The organism is Streptomyces sp. NPDC091209, assembly GCF_044757755.1.
In the GTDB taxonomy this organism is placed as follows: Bacteria; Actinomycetota; Actinomycetes; order Streptomycetales; family Streptomycetaceae; genus Streptomyces.
Genome location: NZ_JBIVVR010000010.1, coordinates 286,681 through 312,597, shown reverse-complemented (window position 1 = coordinate 312,597; position 25,917 = coordinate 286,681). Strand labels below are relative to the sequence as shown.

At 68.6% G+C, this 25,917-nt stretch carries 24 protein-coding genes and 1 pseudogene; 16 read left to right on the top strand and 9 right to left on the bottom strand.

Annotated features, from left to right (window positions below; translation table 11 throughout):
• Nucleotides 1–3 precede the first annotated feature (3 nt).
• The 6 genes from ACIQRL_RS28620 (at nt 4) to ACIQRL_RS28595 (ending at nt 3,717) form a co-directional block, all read left to right on the top strand.
• Nucleotides 4–885, top strand: a complete 882-nt coding sequence (locus ACIQRL_RS28620) for a histone protein (protein ID WP_401336927.1) — start codon at nt 4–6, stop codon at nt 883–885.
• 6 nt (nt 886–891) lie between these two features.
• Complete coding sequence (locus ACIQRL_RS28615; protein WP_401336926.1) at nt 892–1,992, top strand: SRPBCC family protein; 1,101 nt, start codon at nt 892–894, stop codon at nt 1,990–1,992.
• Nucleotides 1,985–2,335: a gas vesicle protein gene (locus ACIQRL_RS28610; protein ID WP_401336924.1), complete on the top strand. Its 351-nt coding sequence runs from the start codon at nt 1,985–1,987 to the stop codon at nt 2,333–2,335. Before ACIQRL_RS28615 ends, ACIQRL_RS28610 begins: the two co-directional genes overlap by 8 nt.
• Nucleotides 2,336–2,398: 63 nt before the next feature.
• Nucleotides 2,399–3,211, top strand: a complete 813-nt coding sequence (locus tag ACIQRL_RS28605; protein ID WP_401336922.1) for a GvpL/GvpF family gas vesicle protein — start codon at nt 2,399–2,401, stop codon at nt 3,209–3,211.
• 3 nt (nt 3,212–3,214) lie between these two features.
• A complete protein-coding gene (locus tag ACIQRL_RS28600; protein WP_401336920.1) occupies nt 3,215–3,442 on the top strand; it encodes a gas vesicle protein in 228 nt (75 codons plus the stop codon).
• Nucleotides 3,439–3,717, top strand: coding sequence for a gas vesicle protein K (locus tag ACIQRL_RS28595; RefSeq protein WP_351130956.1), 279 nt, complete (start codon nt 3,439–3,441; stop codon nt 3,715–3,717). Before ACIQRL_RS28600 ends, ACIQRL_RS28595 begins: the two co-directional genes overlap by 4 nt.
• A 137-nt stretch (nt 3,718–3,854) precedes the next feature.
• Here ACIQRL_RS28595 and ACIQRL_RS28590 read toward each other — a convergent pair whose 3' ends face one another.
• Nucleotides 3,855–4,010 carry a hypothetical protein gene (locus tag ACIQRL_RS28590; protein ID WP_401336918.1) on the bottom strand — a complete coding sequence of 52 codons (156 nt, stop codon included), beginning with the start codon at nt 4,008–4,010 and terminating at the stop codon, nt 3,855–3,857.
• Nucleotides 4,011–4,244: 234 nt separating this feature from the next.
• On the bottom strand, nt 4,245–4,832 hold the full coding sequence (locus ACIQRL_RS28585) for a DUF2231 domain-containing protein (protein WP_401336916.1): 588 nt from the start codon (nt 4,830–4,832) through the stop codon (nt 4,245–4,247).
• A gap of 202 nt (nt 4,833–5,034) precedes the next feature.
• Between ACIQRL_RS28585 and ACIQRL_RS28580 the strand changes: the two genes are divergently transcribed.
• Nucleotides 5,035–5,532 carry an SRPBCC family protein gene (locus tag ACIQRL_RS28580; protein WP_401336915.1) on the top strand — a complete coding sequence of 166 codons (498 nt, stop codon included), beginning with the start codon at nt 5,035–5,037 and terminating at the stop codon, nt 5,530–5,532.
• Nucleotides 5,533–5,824: 292 nt separating this feature from the next.
• Here ACIQRL_RS28580 and ACIQRL_RS28575 read toward each other — a convergent pair whose 3' ends face one another.
• Nucleotides 5,825–5,995 carry a hypothetical protein gene (locus ACIQRL_RS28575; protein WP_033279275.1) on the bottom strand — a complete coding sequence of 57 codons (171 nt, stop codon included), beginning with the start codon at nt 5,993–5,995 and terminating at the stop codon, nt 5,825–5,827.
• Between the two features lie 179 nt (nt 5,996–6,174).
• Between ACIQRL_RS28575 and ACIQRL_RS28570 the strand changes: the two genes are divergently transcribed.
• From ACIQRL_RS28570 to ACIQRL_RS28560, 3 genes are all read left to right on the top strand, one after another.
• Nucleotides 6,175–6,351 (top strand): CsbD family protein, encoded by a 177-nt coding sequence (locus ACIQRL_RS28570; protein WP_369481069.1) that lies wholly within the window; start codon nt 6,175–6,177, stop codon nt 6,349–6,351.
• Nucleotides 6,352–7,359: 1,008 nt separating this feature from the next.
• Nucleotides 7,360–7,698, top strand: a complete 339-nt coding sequence (locus ACIQRL_RS28565; RefSeq protein WP_401336913.1) for a MerR family transcriptional regulator — start codon at nt 7,360–7,362, stop codon at nt 7,696–7,698.
• Nucleotides 7,699–8,666: 968 nt separating this feature from the next.
• On the top strand, nt 8,667–10,190 hold the full coding sequence (locus tag ACIQRL_RS28560) for a GMC family oxidoreductase (RefSeq protein ID WP_401336912.1): 1,524 nt from the start codon (nt 8,667–8,669) through the stop codon (nt 10,188–10,190).
• A gap of 260 nt (nt 10,191–10,450) precedes the next feature.
• Here the strand turns inward: ACIQRL_RS28560 and ACIQRL_RS28555 are convergent, their stop codons facing one another.
• Both ACIQRL_RS28555 and ACIQRL_RS28550 read right to left on the bottom strand, forming a co-directional pair.
• Nucleotides 10,451–11,482 (bottom strand): helix-turn-helix domain-containing protein, encoded by a 1,032-nt coding sequence (locus tag ACIQRL_RS28555; protein ID WP_401336911.1) that lies wholly within the window; start codon nt 11,480–11,482, stop codon nt 10,451–10,453.
• 528 nt (nt 11,483–12,010) lie between these two features.
• Nucleotides 12,011–13,021 (bottom strand): NADP-dependent oxidoreductase, encoded by a 1,011-nt coding sequence (locus ACIQRL_RS28550; RefSeq protein ID WP_401337051.1) that lies wholly within the window; start codon nt 13,019–13,021, stop codon nt 12,011–12,013.
• A gap of 112 nt (nt 13,022–13,133) precedes the next feature.
• On the opposite strand from ACIQRL_RS28550, the gene ACIQRL_RS28545 reads away from it, so the two are divergent.
• Together ACIQRL_RS28545 and ACIQRL_RS28540 are read left to right on the top strand one after the other, a co-directional pair.
• Nucleotides 13,134–13,727, top strand: coding sequence for a TetR/AcrR family transcriptional regulator (locus ACIQRL_RS28545; protein ID WP_401336909.1), 594 nt, complete (start codon nt 13,134–13,136; stop codon nt 13,725–13,727).
• Between the two features lies 1 nt (nt 13,728).
• Nucleotides 13,729–14,009, top strand: a pseudogene (locus ACIQRL_RS28540) ((2Fe-2S) ferredoxin domain-containing protein); the annotation flags it as partial.
• Nucleotides 14,010–14,037: 28 nt separating this feature from the next.
• On the opposite strand, the gene ACIQRL_RS28535 reads toward ACIQRL_RS28540, so the two are convergent.
• A complete protein-coding gene (locus ACIQRL_RS28535) occupies nt 14,038–14,361 on the bottom strand; it encodes a hypothetical protein (protein WP_401336908.1) in 324 nt (107 codons plus the stop codon).
• Between the two features lie 15 nt (nt 14,362–14,376).
• Nucleotides 14,377–16,032, bottom strand: coding sequence for a nickel/cobalt transporter (locus ACIQRL_RS28530; protein WP_401336906.1), 1,656 nt, complete (start codon nt 16,030–16,032; stop codon nt 14,377–14,379).
• Between the two features lie 644 nt (nt 16,033–16,676).
• Here ACIQRL_RS28530 and ACIQRL_RS28525 point away from each other — a divergent pair.
• The 3 genes from ACIQRL_RS28525 to ACIQRL_RS28515 are packed head-to-tail and all read left to right on the top strand — an operon-like array spanning nt 16,677 to nt 20,439.
• A complete protein-coding gene (locus ACIQRL_RS28525; RefSeq protein WP_401336904.1) occupies nt 16,677–18,356 on the top strand; it encodes a DUF4331 domain-containing protein in 1,680 nt (559 codons plus the stop codon).
• Nucleotides 18,353–19,084 carry a class F sortase gene (locus tag ACIQRL_RS28520; RefSeq protein ID WP_401336902.1) on the top strand — a complete coding sequence of 244 codons (732 nt, stop codon included), beginning with the start codon at nt 18,353–18,355 and terminating at the stop codon, nt 19,082–19,084. The genes ACIQRL_RS28525 and ACIQRL_RS28520 overlap by 4 nt, the downstream gene beginning before the upstream one ends.
• A gap of 2 nt (nt 19,085–19,086) precedes the next feature.
• Nucleotides 19,087–20,439: a tetratricopeptide repeat protein gene (locus tag ACIQRL_RS28515; protein ID WP_401336900.1), complete on the top strand. Its 1,353-nt coding sequence runs from the start codon at nt 19,087–19,089 to the stop codon at nt 20,437–20,439.
• A 400-nt stretch (nt 20,440–20,839) separates the two neighbouring features.
• Here ACIQRL_RS28515 and ACIQRL_RS28510 read toward each other — a convergent pair whose 3' ends face one another.
• Complete coding sequence (locus ACIQRL_RS28510) at nt 20,840–23,749, bottom strand: ATP-binding protein (protein WP_401336899.1); 2,910 nt, start codon at nt 23,747–23,749, stop codon at nt 20,840–20,842.
• Between the two features lie 75 nt (nt 23,750–23,824).
• Nucleotides 23,825–24,790 carry a helix-turn-helix domain-containing protein gene (locus tag ACIQRL_RS28505; protein ID WP_401336897.1) on the bottom strand — a complete coding sequence of 322 codons (966 nt, stop codon included), beginning with the start codon at nt 24,788–24,790 and terminating at the stop codon, nt 23,825–23,827.
• A 303-nt stretch (nt 24,791–25,093) separates the two neighbouring features.
• Here ACIQRL_RS28505 and ACIQRL_RS28500 point away from each other — a divergent pair, with 303 nt between their 5' ends.
• Nucleotides 25,094–25,915, top strand: coding sequence for an alpha/beta fold hydrolase (locus ACIQRL_RS28500; protein ID WP_401336895.1), 822 nt, complete (start codon nt 25,094–25,096; stop codon nt 25,913–25,915).
• Nucleotides 25,916–25,917: the final 2 nt, after the last annotated feature.

The window sequence follows — 25,917 nt, the reverse complement described above, 5'->3', positions numbered from 1 at the left end:
ATCATGAAAGACACGGAGAAGGTGGCTCTCGCGGCTGCGGTAGTGGGCGGCTATGTGCTGGGCCGTACCAAGAAGGGCCGACTGGCGCTGTCCATTGCGACCTACCTGGCGGGCCGGCGATTCGGCCTTGAACCTCGCCAGCTCGCCACCGAAGGGATGCGCAGACTGGGGGAGATCCCACAGGTCGCCGAGTTGCAGGAGCAATTGCGCGGGGAAGTGCTGGAGGCGGGCCGCCAGGCACTGACCGCCGCCGCCGACCGAGGCATGGCCACGCTTGCCGGCACCCTCAGCGACCGTACGGCCCGTCTCCTGGAGCAGGCGGACGAGGGGGAGGGGAACGAGGAGGAGTACGCCCCGGAAGGGGAGGACGCGGAGTACGAGGAGGGAGAGGAGGAAGAGGAGGAAGAAGAGCCGGAGGCCGAGTACGAAGAGGACCAGCCCGAGGAGGAAGAGGAAGAGCCGGAGGACGAGTTCGAGGACGAGGAAGAGCCGGAAGAAGAGGAGCCGGAAGAAGAGCCGGAAGAAGAACCGGAAGAGAAGCCGCGGAGGCGCCGCGGCCCCCGATCGGCTCGGTCCGGCAGGGCACCCGCACGATCGGCGGCCAAGAAGCCTGCGCCGGCGAAGAAGACCACCTCCAGCAAGACGGCTGCGAAGAAGACGGCGCCCAGCAAGAAGACCGCGGAAAGCGACAAGACGGCGTCCAGCAGGACTGCGAAGAAGACCACGGCCAAGAAGACTGCTCCGGCCAAGAAGACCGCCGCGAAGAAGACGGCTCCGAGCAAGAAGACGGCGGCCAAGAAGACTGCTCCGGCCAAGAAGTCCGCGGCGAAGAAGACGGCGTCTTCCAAGCGAGCAGCATCCAAGCGTGCCGATCGTCGGAGGTAGGCAGCGATGACCAAGACCGAAAAGGACGAGTCGGCAGAGGGTACGTCGGGTGTGGACAAGCTCCGTGAGGAGTTGTCCAAGTTCGTGTCCGCGCAGGTGGAGAATCTTGCCGAGAAGGCCGGCGACAAACTGACGGACGTCGCCGGGCAGCTCAGCGATTCGGCCGAGAGTGGCTCGCTTCCCGCCATCGGGTCCCGCATCCTCCAGGGCGACTCACCGGTGAAGGCCTTCGTGTCGGAGAAGGCCAAGGGAGTCAAGGACAACGTCGTAGAAAAGGCCAAGAGCGCCTTTGGAGGCGGGAAAGGGAAGCGGAAGGCCAGCGGCGGCAAGGTCATGAACATCATCGAGGTTCTCGATGTCGGAGTGCCGCTCCGGGACACCTACGACTACTGGACGCAGTACGACAAATTCAGCAGCTTCGCCAAGGGCGTTCGCGACGTCTCCAAGGACGATGAGGGCGGGAGCGACTGGAAGGTCAAAGTCGGCCCTTCGTCGCGCAGCTTCAAGGCGACCGTCCAGGAACAGATTCCTGACGACCGTATCGTGTGGACCTCCGAAGGAGCCAAGGGCTCCACCCGGGGCGCGGTCAGTTTCCATGAGCTGGGGCCCACCCTGACCCGGATTGTCCTTGTAGTGGAGTACTACCCGTCCGGGTTCTTCGAGAAGACGGGCAACCTCTGGCGGGCGCAAGGGCGCCGTATGCGACTGGACTTCAAGAACTTCCAGCGATACGTGACCCTCACCAACGAAGAACCAGAAGGCTGGCGCGGCGAAATCCGTGACGGAGAAGTCGTCGTGTCCCACGATGACGCCGTAGAAGAGGAAGAGGCCGAGCAGGAGGAGTCGGAGGGCGAGGAGCCCGAGGGCGATGCCGAGGAAGGCGCCGACTCCGCATATGAGGACGAGGACGAGGACGAAGACGGAGGCGATGAGGGGGCGGAGGGCTCGTACGAGGACGAGGAGGACGCATACGAAGACGACGGCGAAGAGGGGGCGGACGACGCCTACGAGGGCGAGGACGAAGAGGGGGCGGAGGCCGAAGACGAGACGGAGGACGAGGAGGAAGCTCCCAAGAAGAGAAGAGGACAGAGGCGAAGCCGTGAGTGACGTCGACTTCCGGCAGGGTTCGTACCCCGTCTCCGGCCCTCAGACCACCAACCTGGCCGATATCCTCGAACGCGTTCTGGACAAAGGAATCGTGATTGCCGGGGACATCAAGGTAGATCTCCTCGACATCGAACTCCTCACCATTCGGCTTCGCCTGTTCGTGGCATCCGTGGATACCGCGAAGAAGGCGGGAATCGACTGGTGGGAAAACGACCCGGCACTCAGCTCACGCGCTTCACGCGACGCCTTGCGGGACGAGAACCGTGAATTGCGCGAGCGGCTGGCAGCGCTCGAATCCGAGTTGCCGGAGAAAGCACTCGAATCCGAGACGGCTGAGAAATAGCCTCAACGACGTCCCCACAGGGCAACACCCCGAGGCAGCGAGGAACAAGGAGAACCGAGGCACATGACGGAGCGCGGTCCCGAGCCTTCGGGCGCCAACACCATCTACGTGTTCGCTGTCTGCTGGAACCCGGATCTCTCGGCCGTCGTCGGGCTACCAGGTGTCGGTGACGAGGTGCCTGTGAGCTCACTGTCGCTGGGGGCACTGACGGCGATCGTCCAGACCGTCCGGGCGAGCGACTTCACTGACGAAGCCTGGCAGGCGCGTCTGTCCGACCAGCGGGAACTTGAACGATACGCACGCGCCCACCATGATGTCGTCGCCGCCGTCGCGGCTTGCTGCCCGACAGTTCCGCTGCCCATGGCCACTCTCTACCACGGCGAGGAGAGGGCGCGAGAGGCCCTGGCCAAAGAGGCGGATCGATTCGATGCCGCGCTCAAGCGCATTGCACACCACGCCGAATGGGGTGTGAAGGTCTACGCGCCGCCCTGCCCGCGAGACGACACGGCGCAGGCGCCGGTCCGGCAGGTCACGCCGACTGAGCGGTCTCGCCCGGAACCTGGAGCCGGCCTCGCCTACCTGAACCGCAAACGAGGTGCGCAGGAGCGCCGCGAGCGGATCCAGGACGAGGCCATGAAGACCGCGGAAGCGGTTGATACCGAAGTCCGGGGCCTCGCCGCCGCGTCCCGTAGGTTGCGGCCGCACGCCCAGCCTGCCGGGGAACTCCGGGTCCAGGTCCTCAACGCGACGTATCTGGTGGCCGAACATCGCGCTGAGGAACTGGCCCTGCTGACACGGACATTGCGGGAACGTACCGGGGCGGACATCGAGCTGTCCGGGCCGTGGGTGCCCTACTCATTCGTCGGGGAGGTGTAGACCGTGCCGCACGACGTGGTGCCCTGGGACGCCCCCGGGCCCCTGAGCGGCCCCATCGGGGTACCGCTCGTCGATCTGTTGGACCGTGTCCTGGCAACGGGCGTGGTGATCAGTGGGGATCTGGTCATTGCCATCGCTGACGTTCCGTTGGTGCGACTGTCCCTTCATGCCCTGCTGTCCTCCGTCAACGAGCGTGTCCCGGCTCCCTGGGCGGACGGCGGCCCGCTGTGAGCGGATCCCGACTCGACCTGGACTCCGATCAGATGGGGCGTGACCTGGTCGCCCTGGTCCTCACCGTGGTCGAACTCCTCAGGCAGCTGATGGAGCGCCAGGCGATTCGCCGTGTCGAGCAGGGTGACCTCAGTGATGAGCAGGTCGACGAGATCGGGACCACGCTCATGTTGCTCGACCAGCGGATGGCGGAACTCTGTGAGCAGCACGGAGTGCGTCCGGAAGATCTGAATCTGGACCTCGGCCCGCTGGGAACCCTTTTGCCCAGGAGCTGAAGACGCGGATCCAGCGCTGCTGGATCCGCAGCAACCCTGGCCGCGCCGAAGGACTGCGAGACATTCCGCCCGGCCGGGGTGTCGGCCACGAATCATTGCCGCCGATGGTCAGGCGAATTCCGGGACAAGGGCGGCCCCTACCAGTAGTGCCGTCGTCCGCCGACCTCACGTCCTACCGCGCCCAGAATCCACAGCACGACTCCGATCGCGACCAGGATGATTCCGATGGTCCAAAGGATTCCCATGCCCGCGACGAGGCCGACGACGAGCAGAATGACTCCGAGGATGATCATGGCTTCCTCCGATGACGGGACGTCGTCCGCGGGCGTCCTCGTCCTTGTCGCGAGTCCCCGTCCTGCCGTGAGGCAAACAACGGCTCCGAGACGTCCTCCGAGTGGAGCTCCGGGACTTCCTCCCACTGGAGCGAGCCGTCGGAGTGGTCGTCAGGGTCGTGCATGTCCGGCTGATCGCGGAGTCGGTCAAGGGCGGGCGGGATCGGAGGCGGGGCGTGGCCGGACGCGGTCTGCCTATGCCGTGGGATTCGCTCCTACGGCCTGCCGATACGCCACGTGACCGCCCAGCGCACCGCTCACGGCGACGGCTGTCAAACCGCCCACCGACCACAGCCTGCCCTTCGTCGGATGGCGGCGGAGCCGCGCCGTCAGGGAGGCGGTGTAGAACGCCACCGCGGCCGCGTTCGAGACCGCGTGGGCCAGTCCGACCCGAGCCTGCTCGGGTGGCAGGTCCGCCCAGTCGGCCCAGCCCGCGATGGCCGCCGGGGCGACCCCGGCCAAACCGACGGCCGTGAGGGTGGTGGGCGCATGCCCTCCTCCCGGCACGATGTCCAGTACGGCGGCCGACAGCCAGCAACCGATCGGTACCTGTACCAGAAGGGGATGGACAGGATGGCCCAGTGGCCGGCCGCGCAGCAGGTCGCGTACCTCACCCAGGGGAAGTGAGCGGATTCCGCGTTGGAGAGCTCGGATCGCCGGATCCGCGACCGTCGACCGTTCCATGCGGTCCAGGGTCGTCAGCCACCATGTCGACGCCGAGTCCAGGGGGGAGGCCTTCCTGGCCTGGGTGGGGGTGTCGAAGTCGAAGGCGTGTGTGTTCATGTACAACGGCTACCCGGCGGCACGCCGCCATCTCACCGTGGCGTCGACTGCACCCGAACGGTCTTCCTCTCAACGGTGGAGTCAGGCCGGCGCTGTGCGTCGTGGCAGCCGCACCGACGCCTGAGGTCCTCCCGCGCATGATGCCGGTATGGAGGGGTACTCGCCGATCTCGACCTATTCATCACTCTTCAAGAGGTTTGTCATGGCGATTCGACACCAAGTGATCGAACAGCCCCCTGACGCCGTCTGGGCGGTTCTGGAGAATCCCAGGCTTTACGGCGACTGGGTCGTGGGGACCTCCGCCTCCTGGCCGCTGGACAATCGGTGGCCGCAGGTCGACGCGGCGCTGGCGTATCGAGTGGATCTGGGTCCATGGACGATCGAGGGGCGGACGGTGGTTCGTCGGGCGGAACCGCCGCGCTGGCTGGAGCTCGAGGCCGACAGCGGTCGCCTGGGTACGGCGCGCATCGCCATCGAGGTACGTCCATGGGGCAGACAGGCCTTGGTCCTCGTGGACGAACACCCGCTGCGCGGACCGGGAGGAGCTCTGCACGCCGCACCCCTCGATCTCCTGATCCAGCTACGGCACCGGAGCATGCTGCCCCGCCTGGCCCGAACCGTGGAGCGCGTCGCCGCGGCGGCACCGGGCAGCACATCAAGGGCCACGGCGGGAGACCGTGCGCCCAGTGGCCGGGCTTGAACGGCCGAAGCCCCGCACAGACGTCATGGAATTCGTGACGCTTCTTCAGAAAGCCGGGTGCGTTTCCTCCCAGGCCTCACATTCACGCCGAGAAGAGATATGGATGACCGGAGGTGCCGTGCTGGAGGCCGTGGTTCCTGGCGTCACGGCCGCCTCCGGTCATGACCTCCCGGTACCCCGTAGCGGAAGAACCACCACTTTCATCCCTGCGGTAACAAGGAGACGGAAAACGGGTGGGGCCCGACGCCGTAGCGTCGGGCCCCACCCGTGTTGGTGCGCTGTTCTGGCCCGCTTACCAGCGGTACCAGCGGCCGCGCTTGCCGCCGCTTGCCGCGGGTCGGATCACGAAGCCGAGGACCCACACCACCAGCACGATGACGGCGATCCACCACAGGGCCTTCAGTGCGAAACCGGCACCGAAGAGGATCAGGGCGAGCAGAAGAACAAGAAGAATAGGAACCATGGTTATCAACCTCCGATCCGTCGTGTGCCCTGCGGATCGATCTCCACTCCTGCGGATCTTATTTGGCTTTTAGAGTGCCCATGGCTACGAAGTCTGTGCGGCAGCCTTGCGGTTTAGCAGTGGAATCTGGGGTGACACGGGGGGTGAACCTATTTCGAGTGAGACAGGGTGTGAGTGTTGTGGCTGCGGACGAGAAGGCTCAGGCCAAGGGTGAGCAGGTCGAGGGCAAGGTCAAGAAGGTCGTCGGCGGTGCGGTCGGCAACGAGTCCCTGAAGGCCAAGGGGCAGGCCGAGGAGTCCAAGGGTGACCTGCGCGCCGCCAAGGAGAAGGCCAAGGACGCCATCAAGCCCAAGTAGGCGCACCACCCCTGATCCCGGCGGCTTGTTGGCTGCCGGGATCAGTGCTGTCTGCCCCTCCGCGGAGGGGCAGACAGGCGCCCGCGTCCATCCGGAGTGTGCTCTCTCGGCCGTCAGACGGCGAGTCCGAGTCGCGGATTCCGCACCGTGGCGCGGGGCATTGGTGACGAGCTCCGAGACTTGACGGCTCTCCTCCTGCCGTAGCTGTTCGAGGCCGACTACCTCTCCGTCGGACACGCGAAAATCTATGGTGGACAGAGTAGACATTGGGTGGTGGCGTGGCTATGGTTTCTCTCGTAGCCCAGAGGGACAGCAGGGCCCGGCAGAGACGAACTGCCAGGCAGCGGTACGTAGTTGCAGTGCGCAGGACGGTGCGGTGGTGGAGTTTTCGAAGCCAGGGTGGTTGCAGGACGGCGACGGGACTGACGGCCGGACCGGGTGGCCCGCAGTGATCAGGGGCCGCCGCGAGCAGGACCGCAGTTGATGCAAAGGCAGTACCCGTAAGTGCAGTTCGCGGTACCCAGCAGTGAAGTCAGTGAGCAGCACCTCGGTAAAGGCGTCGGCTGCGGGCGCGCGTACCGGGAAGTTCGGCAGTGGGGTTCCAAGCCAGAGCAGACGCAGGACGGGCGACGGGGCTGGCTGCCGAAGAGTGGCGCTGTCGCAGGCCGCTGAGCAGTTCGCATCACCAGCAGTGCGCAGTAGGGCGGTACCGGCAGTATGCAGTCCCCTGTTCGGTAGGGGATTGATCACCGAGGGAAGAACGGAGGGGCCGATCGCCATCAGGATCGCCCGGGCGGACGATGTGAGCCCGGGTACCGCAGGACATCGATAGTGAGGTGGTCTCCGGTCGAGCAACCGCGATCCCCGCACCCCCGACAGCATCTCGGTCGGGTCTGCGGAAACATGAGGCCGGCGCAGTACCAGGGCCGGCAGATGGTGTAGCAGTTCCTTCGGGGCCCTGGCGCCAATGGCGCCAGGGCCCCTCCACGCGTTCCACAGAGAGGTGCAATGACAGCAGACGACTCGTACGGCCGACTCGATGACGACGACTACCCCGCCTACACCATGGGCCGGGCCGCCGAGATGCTCGGCACCACCCAGGGCTTCCTCCGCGCCCTCGGCGAAGCCCGTCTCATCTCCCCGCTGCGCTCCGCGGGCGGACACCGCCGCTACTCCGGCTACCAGCTGCGCATCGCAGCCCGCGCCCGGGAACTCGTCGATCAGGGCACCCCCATCGAGGCCGCCTGCCGCATCGTCATCCTCGAAGACCAGCTGGAAGAAGCACAGCGCATCAACGCCGAACACCGCCGCGCCGCCGAATCGGCGAACCCGACGGCCGCGGCCTGAGACGGCCAAGACCTAAAACTCCCCAGCAGCTTCGCGGCTGCCGCCCCCGCAGACTGCCCGGAACGCAAAGCGCCCCGGGCGGGTTCGTCTTCTGCGGCGCTTGAGGCTGGGAGCGAGCGGCCCAATGCACGGAGAGCCACTCTCGCGAGAGCCGACTGCCGTACGGGTGGAGCACCACGTGCAGGCGTGCTCGTTCTCGTCCGTGTCGCTGTTGGTGTCGGGCCTGGGTGTCAGGCAGCCCGGACCAGCTCGGCCCGTCCGAACAGCAGGGCGTAGCCGTCGGGGAGCTGTCCGATGATCGGCGGCTGGGCTTGCGGCGACGCTGATGGCGCCGACCGTGCGGGGCTCCCTGCCGCAGTGCTGTGTGACGCCGGCTGTCTCGGCACCCTGCCCGCCCGTGAACGAACCGAAGCATGTGCTCCAACGTTGTCTTATGGCGCTCAGGTTCCGAACGGACGTCGCGGTGGTTCAAGTGCGTGCCGTGTCGGTTTTCCTAAGCTTCGAGGGCAGAGGGAAGACCCGGGCTGTTCCTGGACGGAAAAACACCAAAGACGAGAAACTCGTGAACCAAGAGAATTCCGGCCGCGTGGTCGTCATCGCAGGTACCGGCGCCGATATGGACATCCCCAGCGGGGTGATCGGCAGTGTGCGGATCGCGGGCCCGCGGGATCAAGGTGATCGTTTGTCATCGGGTCACCACGGTGTCCGTCGGCACCGGCAACGCCCACACCAGCAGGGGTGCGTGGCGGGCATCCATCCGGACAGCCAAGCTCCACCGGGGCCCGCTCGCTGTTGATCAGCCGGTTCCACGCCTTCTGCGCGCCGAGCCCGGACGCGGCTGGGCGACCCACAGGGCTGACGCGAAGACAACCATCCTCGCTTTTGGCCCCCTTTAGTGCATAAGCACAATCAGCTCCTTGATCGTCGAGGAGCTGATTTCTGAAATCCGGTGGCCGGACAAGGCTGCCGTGGAAAGCGGAGACATGATGGGCAAGAGTCCTTATGACTATGTCGTGGTGGGAGCGGGGACGGCGGGATGCGTGATTGCCTCCCGGCTTTCGGAACGCCTCGGCGTGCGGGTGTTGCTGCTGGAGGCCGGAGCCCGGGACGCAACCGAGACGATGGCATCTCCTTGGGGCTTCCTGGGGTTTGACCCGTCATCCCTCTGGCTGGGCGCCTCGACCGTGCAGGCCGGTACAGGCAGGGCCGCTGACGTGCTGCGCGGCAAGGCCCTCGGCGGATCGTCGAGCATCAACGGCCTCTACCACCTGCGGGGGCACCGCTCCGGTTACGACGAATGGCCCGGCCTCGGTGCTCCAGGCTGGGGTTTCGACGATCTGCTGCCCTATTTCCGCCGCAGCGAGAGCACGCGCGGCCGCAATGCCTCCGTGCGGGGCACGGACGGGCCGGTCGCGGTCGCCCCGGTCCCGGAACCCCATCCCCTGGCCACGGCGGGCGTCGACGCCGCGGTGGAGGCTGGGTTCGCACGCGCCGATGACATCGGCAGCGGGCTGGAGACCGGGTTCGGGTGGAGTGACATGAATCTGCCCGGCGGCGCCCGCCAGAGCGCGGCCGACGCCTACATCCGTCCGTTCCTCGACCGGCCGAACCTGGACGTCGTCACGGACGCGACCGTGCAGCGGCTGCTCACCACCGCGGGCCGCTGCACCGGCGTCGAGTACACCATCGGTGGGGAGCACCTGTCCGTCGACAGCGCCGAGGTGGTACTGACCGCGGGAGCCATCGGTTCCGCACACCTCCTGATGCTGTCAGGGCTCGGCCCGGCACAACACCTTGAGGAACACGGTATCGACGTCGTCGCCGACCTGTCGGGAGTGGGCTCCCATCTGCAGGACCATCCGATGGCGGGCGTGGTGTACGAGGCCATCCAGCCCGTGCCGTTCGTTCCTGCCAACCCGCCGGCCGAAATGATGGGCCTGCTGTACAGCGACCCCGCCGCGGCCCGGCCGGACCTTCAGGTCTACGTCGTCGCCGCACCGCTCCCGTCGGCATGGGGCCGGCCACCGGCCAACGGCTACTCCATCGCCTTCTCCGCGATGGCTCCGCACAGCAGCGGCACCGTGCGCCTGGCGGACGCCGATCCCGGCAGCGCTCCCGTCGTCGACCCCGGCTACCTGAGCGACGACCGTGACCTGGAGGTCATGCGCAAGGGCCTGGCCCTGGCACGCCGCATCGGGGAGGCCGACGCGTTCGCCGACTGGCGCAAGCAGGAAGCGGTGCCGGGCGCCGGGACGAGCGGCGAATCGGTGGACGAGTTCATCCGCAAGGCCACCGGCCCCTACTTCCACTTCACCGGCACCTGCCGCATGGGAACCGACGCCGATGCCGTCGTCGACCCTGCGAACCTTCGCGTGCACGGAATAGGCGGACTGCGGGTCGCCGATGCCTCGGTGATGCCGTCCATCCCGTCGGCCAACACCAACGCGACCGTCTACGCCATCGCCGAACGGGCCGCCGAACTGATCGACTGAGCCTTCTTCAGCGCCCACGGCGCTTCCGCAACGCGCTCATCCCCGATGCCTGGACCGCCGGCAGCCGGCCGGAGTCTTCGACCAGCTGCCGGCATCCTGCTTGCGAGGGCCCCGCGGGCAGCGCCGGCGAGGTCCCCCGGACCCGCACCCTCGTCGACAACATCCCGCCGCGGTCACATGCCCAGGCCGCCCACAGCGTCGCGCTGCCTTGCCTGGGACACGCTTGGGCGGCATCGGCTGAACTGCGGTCGTACCTTTGGTCATGCGCCTTCGGCCGGCCAGTGGCCCGGCGGGTGCCGGTGCGACGCGAGCGAGGCTGCTCCGGTCGAGCGGGCGTACTCGGTGGGAGTCTGACCGTAGTGCTTCTTGAAGGTCCGGGTGAAGTGGCTGCTGTCGGCGAACTGCCAGTGTGCGGCGATTTCCGAGATGCTCAGGCGACCTGACGGCGCGGTGAGGGCGAGCCGGGCCTCTTGCAGTCGCCGGTGGCGGATGTAGGTGGCCACCTGCTCTCCCACCGCGGCGAATGCCCGGTGCAGCGTACGGACGGAGACGTTGAGTTCACGCGCGAGCATCGCGGGAGAGAGTTCGGGATCAGCGAGCCGGCGGTCCGCGAGGTCCTTGGCCGCCTGGGTGAGCGCGGGAGCCAGCCGGGGTTCCACGTCGTCGAACCGGCCCTTCGTCACCGCCTTGGCCAGCTCGATCAGGGCGGCGTGGGCGGCTTCCACACCGGCCGGGCCGAGGTCGGCCACAGTTGTGTGGATCATGTCCGTGAGGGCCGTCAGCAGGCGTATCTCGGCCGAGTCCGCCGGCCCGGTGATGGCCCGGTTCCCGAGCAGGGGTTTGAGCTCGCCGGGGGGCAGGACGAGGAACTTCGCCGTGAGGTGCGCCGTCGTCTCGAAGGCCGTCAGGGGCCCGAGGTGCCGGACGAGGAACTGCCCGGCCGATACGGTCTGCTCGCCGCAACCGGGCGGGCCACCCAGAGTCCATGCGCCGCGCTGCACCACGTACATGGCCACCAGATCCTGATCGCCGCCCGGGACGTCCGCGGTCCGGGTCGCCGACGCGGCGTGAAGATCGGCGATCGCCGCGCCCTGCACCTTGGTCACGTGGCCCTTGACCCGGAAGTCACCGATCGTGTCCGGGCTGAAGGCCGGCAGTCGGAAGACATCGTCGCCGATCTGCGACTCCCACCCGCGCCGGAAGGCGTCGAGTCCTCGCGGTGCGGCGCCCGGGGCGGTCGAGTCCACTGATAACACCCCGCGCGCGCCGTCGACCTCCGCAGCACTGTTCATCACTCCCCGATCCCTCACATTCATTGCTTCAACGCGGTGCTCGTGTTCCGTACGGACGTCGCGTGGTTCATGTGGGCGCTGTGCCAATCTTCCTGCAGACGGCCCGCATGGCAGCGGTCGAGGGGCAGAGCTGATGCGTTCTGATTCGGCGAGATGAGCAGACCGCCTGCGTACGGGCCGCCGTGGTCGGTTCGCCCGGTTCGGCAACGAGAGACGCGACCCCCTGATGATCAAGCTTCTCGAAGCCTTTGATCACGAACAGGGGGCGCGTTCGCGTGCCATCCTCCCTGATCGGCGTCCATCAACGCCACTGCGCGGACACCGATTCCACCTGCCCGGAACCGTCCCAGCTCACCTGCCTGGCGGCCGTGTTGGGCCGGATACCCGATCCCCGCCGGGTCCGGGGCCGCTACCGCCTACCGAGCGTCGCGGTCGCCAGGACTCGCCCCAAGTTCTCCGCGTCGGCGTCTCGACGGCCGCCTGTGCCCCGCGGACGGGTTCCGGACGCGTCGGTGAAACGGCTCGTTCCTAAGCGACCGTGAGCACGATCTTGCCCTGGATGTGCCCTCGGGCGGCCCGTTCGTGCGCGGCTCGGGCATCCGCGAGCGCAAACGTGCTGTCGATCGCGACGCGGACCGTGCCCGCGTCGAGCAGGTGCCCCAGTTCAGCGAGTTGCGCGCCGTTGGAGCGGACCTGGGCGCTCGAGACCGTGACGCCCAGCTTCGCGGTCTCTTCTTCGTCGAAGTCCCCCGGAAGTACGGGGAACTGGGCGCCGCCGCGCTTGAGCGTGCGCAGGAAGCGTTTGCTGTCGGGGCCGCCGACGGTGTCGAGCACGAGGTCGACGTCGTGCACGAGTTCCTCGGGACGACTCTTGGTGTAGTCGATGAACTGGTCGGCGCCGAGTTCGCTCAGGAACGATTCATGCGGGCCCGACGCCACCGCGATGACACGTGCGCCCTTCCATTTCGCCAGCTGTAGTGCGAAGTGCCCCACGCCGCCCGCGGCGCCGTTGATGAGCACCGTCGTGTCGGCGTCGAGTGCCGTCGGGCGATGCCGTGCCTCCTGGAAGGGCGAGAGGTGATCGTGTCCGACCTCGATCAGGAACTGCCAGGCGGTGAGCCCGGCCATGGGCGCCCCGGCGGCGTGTACGTGGTCGACGCCGGCCGGCTTGCGTGCGAGGTCCGACGCGGGCGCGGCCACGTACTCGGCGTATGCGCTGCCGTTGAAGCTGGGAAAACGCAGAAGCCCGAATACTTCATCACCTACGGCGAGGCAGTCCACGTCCGCGGCGACGGCCTCGATGACGCCCGAGATGTCCGTCCCCGGAATCACCGGCAGGCTGACCGTCGATTCGGTCTCCCCGGGCATCCTGGTCAGCCCGCCGCGCAGGTACCAGTCCGGAGGGTTGATGCCGACCGCGTGAACGCGAACGAGCACTTCGCCCGGCCCCGGCTCGGGAATCGGCACCTCGTCGTGACGCAGAACTTCAGGGCCACCGTGTTCATGGAGCCGGACCGCCCTCATCGTGTGTGTCGGCATCGTGTTCTCCCTGCCCGCGCTGCGGGATAGACTTATCCGGATCAGTGGTCCATATAAACGGATCACTGATCCGAATATATGGACCACTGATCCGGATAGTCAAGGGGGACAGGTGCGGGCCGACGCCAGGAAGAACCGCGACCACCTGCTCGCAGTAGCGGGCACCGCCATCACCGAGCAAGGCGTCGACGTGTCACTGCGCGACATCGCACGCAGGGCCGATGTCGGGCTCGCGACGCTGCTGCGTCACTTCCCGACGCGCGAGGCGCTGCTCGATGCCCTGCTCCGTACGAGCTTCGACGAGTTGGCGGCACAGGCAGCCGAGCTGGAAACGTCGAGCTCACCCGAGGACGCTCTCGTTTCGTGGCTACGCGACTGCGTCGCGTGGACAACCGAGTACCGAGGCGTGACCGTGCTGATGGCAGCCGCCATCGAGGACACCGAATCCGCACTCCACGCTTCGTGCGTCACCCTGCGCGCGGCCGGTGCGCGGCTCCTCACCCGTGCCCAGGCCACGGGCGTGGCGCGGAGCGACATCGATGGCGCCGATCTGTTTGCGCTGGTGGCCATGCTCGCTTGGCTCGGCGATCAACCCTCGCTCGCGCCACGCGCCGACCACCTCTTCGAGGTTGTCGCGAGCGCGATTCTGACGAGCGCAGGGAGCAGCGACGCCGGCGAGGAGCGCCGCCCTCGGGCCCGTAGCTGAAATCATCGCGCACGCGGACCAGCGAACTCGGCCGCGGGTCACCGTGTGCCGGGGCTGCTGCTGCGGCACGGCAAAAGGTCTCCGGAGTTGACCACTCAGCCCAACTCGACACGCTCCAAGCAGAACTGGTTCCGTCGCCCAGATCCGGGCAGTGAGCTTCCTCGACCCGTGCGAACAGGCCAACGTCATCGTCGTACAGCCTTCCCCGGCGGGGGAGTCGAGGGCGGGCGGCCGGCCTGGCTCGGTCTGGTCAACGACCCGGAAGCGACAGGAGACACCGTCGCCCGGGTGCGTGAACGGAGTTCGCCTCCTAGCGTTTCGCCGCGGTGGTTGTGCCGCCGAGTGCGGTGTAGAGGTCTGTCCAGCGTCGGTCGGTGCCGGTTGATGGTTTGCCGTCGCAGAAGGCTTTGGTTCCGTTGGCCGTGTAGTAGCGCAGCATCTGCAGGACGGCCCGGGTGTCGGCCTTGGCGCCCGCGGTGTATCTGTTGCCGGGCGGTTGTTTCTGGTGGACTCGGCACACGGGGGTTGGGTCGTTTGCCTGTACGTCCAGTCGGCCGTCGGCCGAGGTGCCGCATCCGCTGAGGGCGATGGCGCCGAGCAGGGCGGCGACGGGGGCGATCGGTCGGCATGCCATGGGATCTCCCGGGTGCTACAGGACGGTTTGCAGGCTGCGGGCCATCATGCCCAGGCCGACGACGAGAACGAGAGCGGCGGTGAGCAGCGCGGTGTAGGGGGCGATGCGGCGTACCCGGGCGAGCAGCGGGCGGTTGGCGAGGTGTCCGGCCCGGTCGCCGAGGCGGACCAGGAGCAGTCCGACGGCGGTGAGTGTGGCCGCCATGCCGAGGCCGTAGGCCAGCACGAGGGCGGTCCCGAAGACGGTCCGGCTCAGTGCGATCGCGCCGAGGAGGACGACCAGTGCGGACGGGCTGGGGACGAGGCCTCCGGCGACGCCGAGACCGATCAGGCCGCGGGTGGAGAACGGTGGCGCTTCGCCGTCGCCCGGTGGGTGGGCGTGGTGGTGCCCGAACAGTCCGTGGCGATGCGACTCGCTGTGAGTGTGGTCTTGGGTGGGGACGCGATGATCCGCGTGGCCGTGGTGGTGATCGTGTGGCTGGTGGTCGGCATGGCCGTGGGTGTGTCCGTGCTCAGACGCTGTCCGGCTCGCAGCGGCGTCCGGCTCGTTGTTTGCAGGAGTGGGGCTTGGGGCGCCGACCAGGGCCGGGGTCATCTGCAAGGAGCTGGGGCTGTCGGCTGCGGCGGACCGCGGCCGTCGGCGTGAACGTCGTACGGTGTCGGCCAGCAGGGCCCCTCCGACCGCGGCCACCAGCGCGCCGCTGACGACGCCGAGCCAGTTCAGTACAGCGTCGCCGGCCAGCGAGGAGAACGTGGTGAGGCACAGGCCGATCACGAGCACGCCTGCCGTGTGCGTGATGGTCACGGTGGCGCCGACCGTCACCGCGTCGCGGGTCCTGCCGCGCCGGCCGGCCAGGTAGGCGGCCATGACGGTCTTGCCGTGGCCCGGCAGCAGCGCGTGGCCGGCGCCCAGCACGATCGAGAGCAGCACGGCCAGCAAGCCGACCGGAACGGTGAGGTGTTTGGCGCCGGCCAGTGACGTCAGCTGCCGGGACAGGGCCTCGACCCGGCCGATGAGACCGCCGGAACCCGGCCCGGCCGTCGGGTCGGCGGCGCCGGAAGCGCCCTCGCCAGCGACCGCCGTGAAGTGGGCCCGGGTGTCCCCGCGCGGGGTGGACAGCAGGTCACGGGGGTAGTCGCGCAGTTCGTCGGTGACCGAGGCAGCCGGCACGGTGGACTGCCGCAAGTGGGTGCCGTCGCCCTTGGCGGTGATCTCGTTCCAGCCGACCCGGGTCGCGTCCTCGCCGGTGGCCACCTCCAGTGTCGCCGGGCCGCCCGCCAGGTCCAGTGGCCCGTGAAGGCGGCACTCCAGACGGCTGGTGCGCAGTCCGGCCTGGCCCGGCCGGTATGTGAAGGCGGCCGAATCCATCGTCCAGGCCAGGCGCCGCGGTGTGGTGACGGTCAGACGGCGGGTCGTGTCGGCGCAGCGTGCCGCGGCCCACGCGGCGCGTTCGGAAGCGCTCTGGCTGCCGTCCTGGTCGGCGTCGACGGTGGTAGCCGCTTGCAGGGTCGGGATCTCGGCGGTGTCGGTCACGGCGAGCACATCCACCCGGTCGGGGCGGACCGTGAAGCCGGTGTAGTGGTTGATGGAGAAGTTGCCGAGCGGATGGGCCTGCGCCGGGGGCGCAGCCGTGCCGAACAGCCACAGCGCGATGCCAGCCACCGCTGTCACACGCCGACCGAGGTGACGGTGTCTCATGGGACGCCTCCGCGCCGGTGCCGTAGGAGGGACGCCGAACGGCATCCGAAGGCGTCGCCCGCCCTGGTGACCGCAGTGATACCCGTCTGCGCTCCGCGGGGGCCGACCGGCCGGCCCTGTCACCCGCGCGGCTCACCACGGCCACCGAAACGGCCCAACGGGAGACTCCCAGGCCCAGATCTCAGTGCCGCGCCCCGGACGGCCGGGAGAGCGTGGCGCCAAGGCGGCAGCGCGTCTGAGCGCTCCTCGAATGCATCACTCGCACCTGATCTCAAGTCTCAACTGCTCATATATTGCAACAAGGGGCTCCGTGCGGTGCGGATGCTCGTGCCCCGCCACGCGAAAGGCGAGTCCGCCGGGCGAAGCGGTGACCGAATGAGCGGTATCCCCGTAGTCCGCCGCGGCTGGGACGCCCGTTCGGCTTCCCAGCGTTGCAGGCCTGACACGCCCGTGGTGACTTGTTCGTAACTTGAGTCGCATCGCGGACGCATTGCAGTGAGGCCCGCGCCCATGTCGGGCGGGGTCAGGACGGTCCGTTTGGGGCTTCGAGTGTCCACCGCCGTCAGCCTGCCCTCCCGTCCCCGGAGCGGCGGGCTCCCACCCGAAACGGATGGCCCATGGATTGCTCCCGCTCGCGCCGGAGGTCCCCGACCGGCCCGGCCGAACGCGCGCTCGCCACCACCGGCGTCCTCGCCCTGGTGTCCGCCGCCGCCCTCACCGGTCTGACGCCAGGCGTCAGTTCGGCCTCCAGCCACCGCGAGGCGCCGCTGATCGCCGGCGACCCCAAGGCGGACAACACCGACGTCTACGCCTTCACCAGCCCGGACAAGCCCGACACGGTGACGATGGTGGCGAACTGGATCCCGTTCGAGGAACCCAACGGCGGCCCGAACTTCTACCCGTTCGCCAACGACGCCCACTACAACATCAAGATCGACAGCAACGGCGACGGCAAGGCCGACACCACCTACACCTGGTCGTTCACCGACCACATCCGTGACGCCGCCCACCAGTTCCTGTACAACACCGGCGTCGTCAACAAGCTGGACGACCCGACCCTGAACTTCCGCCAGACCTACGACCTGAAGGTCACCGACGCCCGCGGCACCAGGACCCTGCTCAAGGACGCCCCCGCCGCGCCCTCCAATGTCGGCAAGGCCTCGACACCGAACTACGCCTCGCTGCGCAAGCAGGCCACCCTGCAGCTCCCGGACGGCGGACAGACCTACGCCGGGCAGGCGTCCGACCCGTTCTTCGCGGACCTGCGGGTCTTCGACCTTCTCTACGGAGGGAACCTTTCGGAGACCGGCCACAACACGCTTGCGGGCTACAACGTCAACACCGTCACCATCCAGGTGCCCAAGAAGGACCTCGCGCTGGGCGGCGACCCGACCCGCAACCCGGTGATCGGCGTATGGTCCACCACCGACCGCCAGGGCGCTCAGGTCAGCTCGTCCGGGAGCAAGGGCGCGCAAGGCACCTCCTCGAACCGCAACACGGACGCTGTAAACGACGGGAAGGCGTCGGGCAGGGACGGGTCGGGTGCCGGATCCGGATGGCACCAGGTCTCCCGCCTCGGCAACCCACTGGTCAACGAGGTGGTCGTCCCACTGAAGTACAAGGACGCCTTCAACACGCTCAGCCCTTACCAGGACCACACGGTCACCCCGGTCGTCAACGCGGTCAAGGACCCGATCCTCCCCAAGGTCGTACAGAGCATCTACGGCGTGCCGGCCCCCGCGACCCCTCGCAACGACCTGGTGGAGATCTTCCTCTCCGGGATCTGCAAGGCCTGCGGACCGATCAAGGCGGACCTCAACTCCCAGCTCCTCAACGGCGACGTCGACAAGAACGCGTTCACCCCGAGCGAGGAGCTGCGGCTGAACATGTCCGTGGCACCCGCTGCCAAGCCCAACCGCCTCGGCGTCCTCGGCCAGGACCTGGCCGGCTTCCCCAACGGGCGCCGGCTCACCGACGACGTCCTCGACATCGAGCTCCAGGCACTGGAAGGCGCAGCGCAGAGCGGCAAGATCGTGCCCGCCCTCGCGGCCGGCGACGGCGTCAACGCCCCTTACAGCACGCCCGGCGCATCGTTCCCCTACGTCGCACTGCCCAGCACCGCCGCAGTCAACCAGGCAGGTTCCCTGAGCCCCGACGGCGGCGTCGGAGCGGGCTTCGGCGGCACCGCCTTCGGCGGCAACTTCCCTGTCGTCGCGGCGACCGCTGCCGGCGGCGGCGTCCTGCTGGCGGGGGCCGGAGTCCTCGCCTTGCGCCGCCGGCGGACTGACCGGGCGTGACCGCCCCCGTCGCACCGGGTCGCCCGCCCTCCGGACCGGAGGGCGGGCGACCGCGCCGTGTCCGCGGACTCTCCGCAGCCGCCGTGGTCGCCGGCCTGAGCCTGGCCGCGGCCGGCGCCACCGGACTGGTCACCGACCACACCCGGACCCCGGCCCACGTAGACATAGGGGCTCTGCCCCTCCCCGAGGCTCCCGGCCCCCGGCGCACCGCCGACGCGGACGCGTCGGCCGCCCGGCCCGTACGGATACGCATACCCGGCATCGGCGTGGACCGCCCGCTGATCGACCTGCGGGTCCAGTCGGACGGCCACCTGGCCGCCCCGGAAGACCCCGGCCAGGTCGGATGGTGGAGCGACGGTCCACGCCCCGGTGATCCGGGTGCCGCGATCGTGGTCGGCCACGTCGACTCCCTGACCGGTCCGGCCGCCTTCTACGGCATATCCGCACTGCGCCCAGGCGACTCCATATCCATCGACCGGGCCGACCACACACACGCCGACTTCACCGTCCGAGCACTTCGGCAGTACGCGAAGGACGACTTCCCCGACAACGAGGTCTACGCGACCACCGGTCCCCCCGAACTGCGGTTGATCACCTGCGGCGGCACCTACGACCCGGCAGAAGGCGGCTACCTCGACAACGTCGTCGCCTACGCCACACTCGCCCACCCCAGCCCACCACACCCGTCCACAACGCCCCCACGCGCCCAACCCCGGAGCGGGAATTGACCATGGCCCTCCGCCGACGCCCACCGCGCCGACGCATTCTGCTGTCCGCCACTGTCACCGGCGTCCTCGGCGTGGGGCTGTTCCTCGCCGGAGGGCTGGGCCTGGCCCCGTGGCCCACGGCGCCCACCGGCCTCCGCGCCGCCTTGCCCGTCAAAGCGGGCAGCCCGCCGGCCGGGGCCGACCCGCTCGCCGCGGACATCACCCGGCTTCAGGCCAAGCTCACGGAGACGCCACGGGACGAGGTCGCACTGGCCACCCTCGGACTCGACTACGTCCAGCAGGCCAAGAGCACCGCCGACCCGGCGTACTACCCCAAGGCCGAAGCGGTCCTCAAACGCTCACTGGCCCTTCGCGTCGGCGACAACTTCACCGCGATGGGCGGCATGGCCGCTCTCGAAGCCGGTCGCCACCACTTCACCCAGGCGCTGGACTGGTCCCGCAAAGCCGTCGCCGTCAACCCCTACAACTCCTCCCTGTACGGAACCCTTGCCGACGCCTACACCCAGCTCGGCCGCTACTCCGAGGCAGCCGACGCCGTCCAGCGAATGGTCGACCTGCGCCCCGGAGCACCGTCCCTGTCCCGAGCCTCCTACGTCGCTGAACTCAGCGGCGACATCACCACCGCACGCACCGACATGCGCCGAGCCCTCAACGACGCCGCCGGACCCGCCGACGCGGCCTTCGCGCACTACTACCTCGGCGAACTCGCCTTCAACAACGGCGACCCGGCCACCGAACTCACCGAAGCCGAAGCGGGCCTGACCACCGCCCCCGGCTACACCCCCCTGCTCCAGGCCAAGGCACAGGCCGAAGCCGCCCTCGGAAACACCCATGCGGCACTCGCCAACCTCACCCGGGCCGTGCAACGGGTTCCCCAGCCCGAATACGTCCTGCAACTCGGCGAGCTCTACCAGTCCCTCGGCCGCAATCAGGAAGCCACCCAGCAATACCAGGTCTTCCGCGCCGAGCAGAAGCTCTTCACCAGCAACGGAGTCGCCCCCGACTCCGACGCAGCCCTGTTCGAAGCCGACCACGGCGACCCCGGACAGGCCCTGGCCATCGCCCGGCAGGGCCTGAAAACCCGGCCGTTCATGGACACCCACGACGCCCTGGCCTGGGCCCTTCATGCCAATGGTCAGGACCGCGAAGCCCTCACCGAGTCCGACCAAGCCCTCGCCCAGGGCACCCGCAACGCTCTCTTCCACTACCACCGGGCAGTCATCGAACTAGCCCTCCTCGACCAGAACGCCGCACACCGCGACCTCACCAAGGCACTGGCCATCAACCCCCACTTCAACCCTCTCCTCGCCCCCAAGGCGCACACCGCTCTGACCGCCCTGAACAGGTCCGCATAAGCCAAGCGGGTGGAACCGTTGAGCCACTCCGCTACGCCAGCGCCAGCCGCCGCTGCCGAACCCCGTCTACGGCCACCCAGAACAAAGCCTTCCGTAACACGGCGTTGGACCTGACCTGACATGGACTCTCGGTCTCCGAGGGCAGCAGCAGGGATGGCGACAATCTCTGGAACCCGACGTCGCTCTGGCTGAAGCCCGCCGCGGACGTGCTGGCCAGGAGAGCGGGGGAGATGGGCGGGACCGCACGGGGTGGTGGCCCGTTCGGTTGCCGCCCCTCATGCGATGGCGGTCATGAGACGGTCGTCGCGATCCTGCGTATACGCGCCACGCCGACCAGGCCAGCCGTACAGAGATCCGCGGTAGTTGCAGATGGGCACCGGCCTTGGCGATGCGACGGGACCTATCGGACCGTGGGCTCCAAGGAGCTGAGCGCGTCGGCGAGTTGTGTTCGGGTGGTGATGCCGAGCTTGGGGAAGATCCGGTAGAGGTGGGAGCCGATGGTGCGGTGGGAGAGGTAGAGACGCTGGCTGATCTGGCGGTTGGTCAAGCCGGTGGCAGCGAGTGTGGCGATCTGGAGTTCTTGCGGGCTGAGGCGGTCACGGGCAGATGGTGATCGTGGGGTGCTGCTTTCGCCCGCGGAGCGCAGTAGCTGACGAGTGTGGTCGCTCCAGCGTGGTGCGCCGAGGGTGTCGTAGATATCCCTTGCTTCGCGCAAGGGTCCCCTGGATTCGACGGTACGGCGCCTGCGGCGAAGCCAGCGACTGTAGGCGAGAAGGAGGCGTGCGCGGTAGGGCGGCCATCGGCTCGGGTCGCCTGCCAGCGCTTGCTTGAAAGGGAGTTCAGCGTTGTCGTCGTCGGCGAGGACGGCCCGGGTGTAGTGCAGGCACATCTGGATCATGGGTGAGGAAAGCTGGTCGGCGAGGTGCTGGAGGCCGGCCAAGATGATCCGAGCCTCGTCCTGTCGTCCTGTGTGGGCGGCTGCGTCGGCGAGGTCGGGGGCGACCCACCAGCGCATTTCGTGAAAGGTGGCTTCGGCGGGGTCGAAGAGGCGTCGCAGGATGTCGAATGCCTCCTCATAGCGGCCGGTGCCGATCGCCGTGACGGCGCGGACTTGCTGGATGCTGTTGAGAAGGAAGCGCACACCCGTGACGTTGAGGCTGTCCTGTGCGTTCTGCGCGAGCGTCAGGGCGATGTCGTGCTCGCCGCGCAGGGCCGCGAGCATCGCAAGGTTGGTGGTGGCGGAGGTGGCCCAGAAGGTCTCGCCGGTCTCTTTCGCGAGCGCCGCGGCTTCTTCGCTCTCGGAGCGGGCACGGTCCCACTCGCCGGTCCAGATCCTGCCCCAGCTTCCCGCGCCGAGCGTGCGCGCCAGGAGGGCGAGACGACCCTGGGAGCGGCAGGTGTCGGCGGCGACGCTCATGTAGGACGAGGCCGTATGGAAGTCTCCGAGGATGAGGGAGGCGCCGCCGAGGAAGCGCATGACGTCGGGATCGGACCGGTCGGGGGTCAGGGTGGACATGCGGCTGAGTACCGCGTTTCCGTGCGTCCGCGGAAGGGCGTAGGCCAGGACTGCCAGGGTGCGGGGGGCGTCAGGGGGCAGGCCAAGGTGGTCGACCTCTTGCGCGACGGCCGTGCGCAGATCAGTGGGCAGGTTGCCCCACCAGCACCGTGAAGCGGCCCGCCACAGCAGGTCGGCGGCCAGGTCGGGGTGGCCACTGGCCCGGGCGGCACCGGCGGCTTCCAGGAGAGTGCGGATACGGGCTTCGTCGAGCATCTCGCCCGGGTCGACGATCTCTTGGACGACAGCCAGGCGGCCGCGGTCCTCCGGGCCCATCAGCGACGGGTCGGAGCGTTGGACGAGTTCGGCGGCGGCTGTACGTTCTCCGAGTTCGCTGGCGAGCTCCGCGGCCCGCAGCAGGAGCGAGGTGCGTCGCCCAGGAGCGGCGGTCAGGTCGGATCCGCGTTCGAGGGCGGTGACGGCGATGGTGACGGCGCCGCGCGGCCGGGCCCTTGCCGCGAATGCCTCCAGGTCGGAGACGACGTCTTCGTCGGTTCCCAGGGTGGCGGCGGCCCGGTGCCAGACCTGCCGGTCCGGGTCGGTCTCAAGGACGACGGCCAGCGCCGCGTGGATCGCCAGCCGTTCGGCGACCGTGGCCCGGGTGTAGACCGCGGATCGGATCAGCGGGTGGCGGAACTGGACGCGCAGGGTGTCCGGACCGATGAGGGACTTGTCGACGGCGGGCTGGAGCGCCCCGGTACCGACGGGTGTGCCGCCGGCGATCGCCGCGGCGCGCAGCAGTTGGGGCAGGTCGCAGCTGGTGTCGGCGGATGCTGCGAGGAGGAGCGTCCTGCTGTCCGCGGGCAGATCGGTGTAGCGGATCCCGAAGGCCCGCTCGAGACGCTCGTTGAGTGGGAGAAGGCCGCGGGGTTGCCCGGCCGACGGGTTGGATCGGATCAGGGATTTGGGGAGTTCGACCAGGGCCAGCGGGTTGCCGGCCGACTGGCTCAGGATCAGGGAGCGCTGGGTGTCGGTCAGTTGTGGGGCGCTTGCCGCGAGGAGTGCTTGCGCGGCGGTGGATTCCAGCGGATGCAGGGATATCTCACGCAGGCCGCCGCCTCTGAGGGGGTCCGGGTGGCCGGTGCGTGAGGCGGTGAGGATGAGGACGGGGTCGGTGGTCACCCTGCGGGCCACGAAGGCCAGCACGTCGGCGCTCGGCCGGTCGATCCATTGGGTGTCGTCGGCGACCGCCACCACGGGGGTAAGGGCGGCGCACTCCGTCAGGAGCTCCAGGGTGGCCAGTGCGACGCTGAACAGGTCGGGGACAGTACCCTGCGCGTCGAAGGCGGTGCGCAGGGCCCGGCGCTGACCCGGCTCCAGCCGGTGCGCGTGCCGTCGGAGCGGGAGCAGGAGCTGGTGAAGTCCCGCGAAGGGCATCTGGCTCTCGGGTTCGACGCCCAGGGCGGTGAGCACGGTCATGTTCCGGCGGGTGGCATCGGCGCAGGCCCAGGCAAGCAGAGCGGACTTCCCGATACCGGCCCCACCGCTGAGGACCAGCGCGTTTCCCTGCCCGTTCGCCGCCTGATCGAGCAACTGCTCCAGCAGTGCCCTCTCACTCTGTCTTCCCACGAGGTCGCTCTCGCTGCCGCCAAACGGCACGGACTGGGACAGGGGGCCATTCACGGGCTGCTCCGCCGGGGTGTGGGCGTGGTGTACGACGCTCGCCGAGCGCGTAAAGCGGCGTCGGCAGGGAGAACGTACGACGGGGCGGACGGCTCCGGCACGCAGTGCCGGATTTGCCACAATGGCCGTCATGGTGAGGCTGATTGTCAGAGAGGCAGGCACGGTCGGACCGGAGCGACTCGCGGCCAGGGAGGCGAGTCGTGCCGGCTAGGAGGCTTCGCGTTCCTCGGTGGTGACCCGGCGCCATTCGCGTGGGGTGAGGCCGTAGGCCGCCCGGAATCGCCGCGTGAAGTGAGAGGGATCGCGAAAGCCCCAGGAGCGGGCGACATCCGTGATCGAACGCCGCTCCCGCGAGCGGGCAAGATCGGTCCGGGCTCCGGCCAGGCGTCTGGTGACGATCCACTGCTCAAGAGTCGTGTCTGGTGGCTGGATCAGCCGGTAGAGCTGACGCAGCGAAATGTTGTGCGCGGCGGCGATCACCGCGGGCCGTAGCTCCGGGTCACGCAGATGAGTTTCGATGTAGGCATTGATCTGGGCGGGCAATGTGTCATCCAGGGCTGCGGCCGCGTCCCTGTGCTCGCTGTCGGTGGATGCGAGCAGGGCGCGGACCAGGGCGATGCTCGCCTCACCGACGGCCGGCGCCTGGCCGTCACGACTGACAGCGTCGGCCTGCCTCGTGAGCGTGGCCAGGTGGTGGCGGACCAGCGGGAACAGCGCGCTGGCGTGCAGTCTGGGGGCGGCGCGGCGCACCAGGTCGACCGGCAGCCCGAGCCGGTCGTAGGGGACGGACAGAGCACTGGCGCAGCCGAGACCGGACCAGACGTAGTCGTAGGGGGCGGTGAGATCAGAAAGCAGAAGGTCGCCGCGGCCGAGGTCGAGTGTGTGCTCGGCCTGGGTGCGGCGGGCCCGGCCGTACTCCTGAAGCGCCAGCGCGACGGTCTCGGGTGCGTCCCGACGGATGTGCGTGGGGGTGCGGGTCATCCGCATGCCCGTCCCGTCGTGCCGCCACAGGAAGGCATCCCCGAAGTGCCACAGGTCGATCCGGGCGCGAGGACTGCTGCCGGAGTCCTGATGGTGGAGTCTGCAGGCCGGTGTGGCGGTCAGCATCGCGGCGCGGACGGCCTCGCCCCGATCGCGCTCCGGTACGTCCGCGGTGTCGAGAACCAGAACCATGTCGTTCCTCCCCCAGCCGCTCGCAGCGGCTGCCCCTCCCCGATCCCATCGTAATGACCAGCCACGACGGGACGTTGCCTCCAAGCCCTCCGGCAGTCGTACCGCTCCCGTACGACTCAAGGCTCAGCACCGGCCGGGACGACGACTCAAGCGGCAGGCACAGTCGGATGACTCAATCCTGCGCTGGGCCCGGCACGGGAGATTGAGGGCACCAAGCACGACGGACCACCCGGTGTGACAGCGCCGGCCGACCACCGTGCCGGCCCCACCCCACCGACACCTGTTCGCTCACGGAGGACCAGCATGCCCACCATCACCACCCGCGACGGCGCCGAGATCTTCTTCAAGGACTGGGGCAGCGGGCGCCCGGTCGTCTTCAGCCACGGCTGGCCGCTGAACGCCGACGCCTGGGACAACCAGGCCAACCTGGTCGCCTCGCACGGCTTCAGGGCCATCGCTCACGACCGCCGCGGACACGGCCGCTCCTCCCAGACCTGGGACGGCAACCACATGGATCAGTACGCCGACGACCTTGCTGAGCTGATCGAGCAGCTCGACCTGACCGACGCCGTCCTGGTCGGTCACTCCACCGGCGGTGGCGAGGTCGCCCACTACCTCGGCCGCCATGGCACCTCGCGGGTGTCCAAGGCCGTCCTGCTCGGTGCCGTCCCACCACTGATGCTCAAGACCGCCGCGAACCCCGAAGGCACCCCCATCGAGAACTTCGACGCGATCCGGGCCGGCGTCGCCGCCGACCGCTCGCAGTTCTACCAGGACCTCAGTTCCCCGTTCTACGGCGCCAACCGTGACGGCGCGAACGTCTCCCAAGGCCTGCGCGACGCGTTCTGGCTGATGAGCATGCAAGTCGGCATCAAGGGCGCCCTCGACTGCATCAAGGCGTTCTCGGAGACCGACTTCACCGAGGACCTCAAGAGCATCGACATCCCCGTCCTGGTCGCACACGGCGACGACGACCAGATCGTCCCCATCCAGGCCGCCGCCCTGCAGACCGTCAACTTCGTCAAGGACGCACAGCTCAAGGTCTACGCGGGCGCCCCGCACGGCCTGGTCGGCGACTTCGAGAAGGCGTTCAACGCCGACCTGCTCGCCTTCATCACGAGCTGAAC

Bases quoted from the DNA above. Each gene is read 5' to 3' on its own strand.
- ACIQRL_RS28620 (WP_401336927.1), top strand. From the start codon at position 4: ATGAAAGACACGGAGAAGGTGGCTCTCGCGGCTGCGGTAGTGGGCGGC.
- ACIQRL_RS28615 (WP_401336926.1), top strand. From the start codon at position 892: ATGACCAAGACCGAAAAGGACGAGTCGGCAGAGGGTACGTCGGGTGTG.
- ACIQRL_RS28605 (WP_401336922.1), top strand. From the start codon at position 2,399: ATGACGGAGCGCGGTCCCGAGCCTTCGGGCGCCAACACCATCTACGTG.
- ACIQRL_RS28590 (WP_401336918.1), bottom strand. From the start codon at position 4,010: ATGATCATCCTCGGAGTCATTCTGCTCGTCGTCGGCCTCGTCGCGGGC.
- ACIQRL_RS28585 (WP_401336916.1), bottom strand. From the start codon at position 4,832: ATGAACACACACGCCTTCGACTTCGACACCCCCACCCAGGCCAGGAAG.
- ACIQRL_RS28580 (WP_401336915.1), top strand. From the start codon at position 5,035: ATGGCGATTCGACACCAAGTGATCGAACAGCCCCCTGACGCCGTCTGG.
- ACIQRL_RS28575 (WP_033279275.1), bottom strand. From the start codon at position 5,995: ATGGTTCCTATTCTTCTTGTTCTTCTGCTCGCCCTGATCCTCTTCGGT.
- ACIQRL_RS28565 (WP_401336913.1), top strand. From the start codon at position 7,360: ATGACAGCAGACGACTCGTACGGCCGACTCGATGACGACGACTACCCC.
- ACIQRL_RS28555 (WP_401336911.1), bottom strand. From the start codon at position 11,482: ATGAACAGTGCTGCGGAGGTCGACGGCGCGCGCGGGGTGTTATCAGTG.
- ACIQRL_RS28550 (WP_401337051.1), bottom strand. From the start codon at position 13,021: ATGCCGACACACACGATGAGGGCGGTCCGGCTCCATGAACACGGTGGC.
- ACIQRL_RS28535 (WP_401336908.1), bottom strand. From the start codon at position 14,361: ATGGCATGCCGACCGATCGCCCCCGTCGCCGCCCTGCTCGGCGCCATC.
- ACIQRL_RS28525 (WP_401336904.1), top strand. From the start codon at position 16,677: ATGGATTGCTCCCGCTCGCGCCGGAGGTCCCCGACCGGCCCGGCCGAA.
- ACIQRL_RS28515 (WP_401336900.1), top strand. From the start codon at position 19,087: ATGGCCCTCCGCCGACGCCCACCGCGCCGACGCATTCTGCTGTCCGCC.
- ACIQRL_RS28510 (WP_401336899.1), bottom strand. From the start codon at position 23,749: ATGACGGCCATTGTGGCAAATCCGGCACTGCGTGCCGGAGCCGTCCGC.
- ACIQRL_RS28505 (WP_401336897.1), bottom strand. From the start codon at position 24,790: ATGGTTCTGGTTCTCGACACCGCGGACGTACCGGAGCGCGATCGGGGC.
- ACIQRL_RS28500 (WP_401336895.1), top strand. From the start codon at position 25,094: ATGCCCACCATCACCACCCGCGACGGCGCCGAGATCTTCTTCAAGGAC.